5 protein-coding genes and 1 pseudogene are annotated in these 4,306 nt (G+C 57.0%); 1 reads left to right on the plus strand and 5 read right to left on the minus strand.

Features of this window, described 5'->3' with window-relative positions; all coding sequences use genetic code 11:
* A partial coding sequence (locus AQS70_RS07825; protein ID WP_338152631.1) for a fumarylacetoacetate hydrolase family protein occupies nt 1–480 on the plus strand: 480 nt, incomplete at its 5' end.
* A 321-nt stretch (nt 481–801) separates the two neighbouring features.
* Here AQS70_RS07825 and AQS70_RS07830 read toward each other — a convergent pair.
* From AQS70_RS07830 to AQS70_RS07845, 5 genes and pseudogenes are all read right to left on the minus strand, one after another.
* The gene (locus AQS70_RS07830) at nt 802–1,041 is read right to left on the minus strand and encodes a pyocin S6 family toxin immunity protein (RefSeq protein WP_055102298.1); all 240 of its coding nucleotides are present in this window, start codon (nt 1,039–1,041) and stop codon (nt 802–804) included.
* A gap of 14 nt (nt 1,042–1,055) precedes the next feature.
* Nucleotides 1,056–1,286: pseudogene (locus tag AQS70_RS23200) on the minus strand (colicin E3/pyocin S6 family cytotoxin); the annotation flags it as partial.
* 67 nt (nt 1,287–1,353) lie between these two features.
* Nucleotides 1,354–1,599, minus strand: coding sequence for a DUF7683 domain-containing protein (locus tag AQS70_RS07835; protein ID WP_055102299.1), 246 nt, complete (start codon nt 1,597–1,599; stop codon nt 1,354–1,356).
* A 150-nt stretch (nt 1,600–1,749) separates the two neighbouring features.
* Nucleotides 1,750–3,099: an MFS transporter gene (locus AQS70_RS07840; protein ID WP_055102300.1), complete on the minus strand. Its 1,350-nt coding sequence runs from the start codon at nt 3,097–3,099 to the stop codon at nt 1,750–1,752.
* Nucleotides 3,100–3,209: 110 nt separating this feature from the next.
* Nucleotides 3,210–4,306: ATP-binding cassette domain-containing protein (locus tag AQS70_RS07845; RefSeq protein ID WP_055102301.1), on the minus strand; the 1,097-nt coding region annotated here is incomplete at its 5' end.

Here is a 4,306-nt window from a genome sequence, read left to right on the forward strand (position 1 = left end):
AACCTGCGCGACTTCGAAGGCCGCAGCGCCCTGCTGCTGAGCAAGGCCAAAGACAACAACGCGTCTTGCGCGCTGGGGCCGTTTATCCGCCTGTTCGACGAACACTTCAGCCTCGACGACGTGCGCAACTGCGAAGTGACGTTGCGGGTTGAAGGCAACGAGGGTTACGTGCTCAATGGCAAAAGCTCGATGAACCAAATCAGCCGCGACCCGGCCGACTTGGCCGAACAAACCCTCAACGACAACCACCAATACCCGGATGGCTTTGTCCTGTTCCTCGGCACCCTGTTTGCCCCCACCGACGACCGCGACCATCCCGGCCAGGGTTTTACCCACAAACAGGGCGACGTGGTGAGCATTTCATCCCCCACCCTCGGCGCCCTGCACAACCGCGTCACCACCAGCGACCAGGCACCGCGCTGGACGTTTGGCGTGGGCGATTTAATGAAGAACTTGGCGGGACGTGGGTTGTTGGGGTAAAGCAAGCAGAGCAACCGAACAGCATGCTGTTCGGTTGTATAGGGGGCTTTACGACTACACCGCCACACTCACTCAGCCTTTACGGGCAGATAACTCTGAGCTGCCGCAGGCTGCGATCTTTTGATTGTTTAATAGATCGCAGCCTTCGGCAGCTCCTACGGGACGGATTCGCCCAAAACTTATGGATTACGCCCATGACAACCGTGGGGCTGGCGATTGAAACTTCCTGCCACAAGACTGGAGACGGGCAACATTGGTAGATCGCGTGTTGCTTCTCGGCAAGTGTGGCGACCTGGCGGTTGTACTTGAGGACGTGTCAGATTATGCAACACAGCCAATAAATAGCACCAAGCTGACTATTTGCGGTTCGTCCAATAGCTCTGCGAATCTTATTGCTTGATCGGCTGTGATCTCAGTCTCCCACCCGCCTGCGTCCTCCAGCGTTTTCCAACCCATGATTTCAAGTGACTTGACCTCAACATCACCGTGCAGAGCATGCTTAAACTTTAAAGAATCATCCTCATTCGGCTCCGGTAAAAAACCCGTTAATTGCAAGTACATCGTTTCGCTCCTATTTATTTAGGGGTGGTTCGACCATTTTTGGGAGGTTTTCTTTGCTCGCCGGTATCAGCATCAAACTCCCCTAAGTGCTTTCCTTGTTTGTCATATATTTCGACAGCTCCATGCTGGAAATCCCACTCATAAATCCGGCCTTTACGATCTGCCCACCTGCGTCGCTTATGCCCACCTCCCTGCACACCAGACTTCAGACAGTCGCGAGTTGCGTCAGGAAACTCAGGCAGTACATCCGAGCGTGTCAGGGTCTTTCAGGCCTACACTCTCTTAGGATTCAGTATTTATGAAGATTACTCTTTAAGTAGAACAAGACAGCTGATAGATAGCATCAGGGGTTTCTAGACTTATCCCAATCATTCGTTCCAAACGCCTTAACTGAGCAGGAAGAAGCTCGTACTCATAGATCGCTTCTTCATCAGAAGCCCACCCCATCAACGCCTTAAGTTGTTCAGCGTGCCGGTCAGGAATGGCCACTTCATTTAGAAGCTCCTCAGTGGCTTTATCGAAAATCAAAACAGAATGATTCATGGCTTTACTAGCCATTGGGCGCCTTCCTGTAGGAGAGCGCCGCACGGTATCGGTATGAAAATCGGATCGAAATCAGTTAGGTCGGGAGTACGTGTAGGCCAAAGGAGTTTCTGTCGAAGGTTTTAATGACTTGTTGGGTACAGTCCAACAGCTTGTTTGTGATCATCAGTACACCGCCTCACCCGCCCCGGCAGCTAGGCGACGGAAGACTAAGGCCGAGGCCATACAGGCTAAGCCGCACAGTACGAGCATGCAGGCGACGTCGCTGGTCTGGAGCACGGTATGCCCGCGCAGGTTCATGAGTAGGCCGAGTAATGATGCGACCAGCCCCACCGACAAGCTCATGCTCAGTTGCACGGTCATGGCTGACAGGCTGCTGGCGCGGCTGCTGAGTTCGCTGGGGACGTCAGCGTAGGTCAGAGCGCCGAGAGTGCTGTATTGCAGCGAACGAATGACGCTACTGCCAAACAGCACTAAGACGATCACGCTGTAGGGCGTGCTGTGGGTGAAACCGGCACACGCCGCCAAGGTGAGGCCGGTGAGTACGGCGTTAACGATGAGGGTGCGACGGATGCCGAAGCGACGCACGACGCGCACGGCCAGCAGTTTCATCAAGAAAGCCCCTGCCCCTCCGGCTAAGGTCAGCAGCCCTGCATGTAAGGGGCTGAGGCCAAAACACAGCTGGAACATCAGCACCAGTAAAAAGGGTAATGACGAGGTGCCCAAGCGCAGCACGTTGCCGCCCCAAAAGCTGATGCGGTAGCTGGGGATGCGCAGCAATTTGAGATCCAGCAAAGGCTCGGCGCAACGCCGTGCGTGGCGGATGTATAGGGCGCCGCATAGCCCACCGACAGCGATCATCAGTACTACCCAAGGGCGGGGTAACAGCCCGTGCCCCAGCGCTTCAAAACCAAACACTAACCCTGCCATAGCAACCGCGCTGAGGATTAAACCGCGCATATCCAGCCCGCGCTCACGCACGCCGGGGTAATGCGGTATATGGCGCAGCACTAGCACGATGCCGACCAAACCGATGGGCACATTGATCAGGAAGATCCAGTGCCAAGACCAGTAAGTCACCATCAGCCCACCCAGCGGTGGGCCGATCATCGGGCCGATTAAGGCTGGGATGGTCAGGTAGGACAAGTTGCGCAGCAGGTCTTCACGCGCCGACCACCGCAACAGGATCAACTGCCCCACAGGCACCATCATCGCCCCAGCCGCGCCTTGGAGCATGCGCGACAGACACAGTTGCAACAGCGAGTTTGAGGCCGCGCAGGCCAGCGATGAGGCGATAAACAACGAGATGGCGATGACAAACAGCCGACGCGGGCCGAAACGATCGGCCACCCAGCCGCTGACCGGCACGCACAGTGCAGCCCCGAGCATGTAGAGCGAAACTACCAGGTTCATGCGGATGCTGGGCGCGCCAAAATCGCTGGCCATTTGCGGCAAGGCGGTCATGACGACCGTGGCGTCGATGAGTTCCATGCACAGCGCACAGCCAATAATCATCGGCACTCGACGCGATAACGGTCGAGTTTGCGGGAGGGGTTGGGCTACGGTCACTGGGCGGTTCTCGGTGGAGGTGTGTTTTTTGCGCAACGGTGCTTATCGCAGCCCCTTTAGATCGCCAATTTAAGAAAATCAAACGCCATCCGCCGCCCGCTTTCGAGGTGCGGAATGGCGTCCAGCAGTGCTTGGGTGTAGGGATGTTGCGGATGATCGAAGACGTCACGCACGCGGCCGCTTTCTACGGCCACGCCGTCTTTCATCACTAATACGTCGTCACTGACGTGGTTGATGACGCCAAGGTCGTGAGAGATAAATAAGCAGGCCAAGCCCAAGCGTTGTTTGAGGTCGTCGAGTAGCTCAAGTATTTGCGCCTGTACCGATACATCCAAGGCCGACACCGGCTCGTCGCACACCAGTATCTGTGGCTGCGCAGCCAGTGCGCGGGCAATGGCAATGCGCTGACGTTGGCCGCCAGACAGTTCAATCGGTCGACGCTCCAGCAGGGCGACATCGAGTTTCACCAGCGCCAACAGTTCTTCGGCGCGCGGGCCCCAGTCGCTACGTTTATGGCCCGCGACTTCCAGCGCCTCGCTCAACACCCGCCGCACGCTGTAGCGCGGGTCGAAAGAGCTGAGCGGGTCTTGGAACACCACTTGAATGCTGCGCCGTAGATGACGCTTTTCGGCTGCCGACAGGTTCAGCCAAGGCTGGCCCTTGATCTGGATATCGCCGCTGTCCGGAGTTTCCAGCCCCAAGATCATGCGGGTCAAGGTGGTTTTACCGGAGCCAGACTCTCCGACGATGCCTAAGGTTTTGCCCCGTCGCAGTTGCAGTGAAACGTTATTCACCACGGTGCGTTGTTTGCCGTCTGGGCCCTTGAAGGATTTGCTCAGCGCATTGACTTGCAGCAGCGGCGGCGTTGGGTCTACCGCTGTCAGCACTCGATTTAAAGGCGCACGCGCAGCCCCTTGGGTGCGGCGAAAGTGCACCGCCCTGCCGGTTTTTAAGAGGTATTGGGTATAGGGATGCTGTGGGTCATGCAGGACTTGGTCGACGCTGCCTTGCTCGACAATGATGCCGTTGTGCATCACCGCCACCCGATTGGCCAGCCGCGATACCACCGCCAAGTCATGGCTGACGATCAGCATGGCGGTGCTTTCACCGCGCAGCGATTCGAGCAACGCCAGCCCTTGCGCCTGCACAGTGG

Origin of the sequence: Pseudomonas endophytica, assembly GCF_001411475.1 — a bacterium.
GTDB lineage: Bacteria > Pseudomonadota > Gammaproteobacteria > Pseudomonadales > Pseudomonadaceae > Aquipseudomonas > Aquipseudomonas endophytica.

Bases quoted from the DNA above. Each gene is read 5' to 3' on its own strand.
- AQS70_RS07830 (WP_055102298.1), bottom strand. From the start codon at position 1,041: ATGTACTTGCAATTAACGGGTTTTTTACCGGAGCCGAATGAGGATGAT.
- AQS70_RS07835 (WP_055102299.1), bottom strand. From the start codon at position 1,599: ATGGCTAGTAAAGCCATGAATCATTCTGTTTTGATTTTCGATAAAGCC.
- AQS70_RS07840 (WP_055102300.1), bottom strand. From the start codon at position 3,099: ATGATTATTGGCTGTGCGCTGTGCATGGAACTCATCGACGCCACGGTC.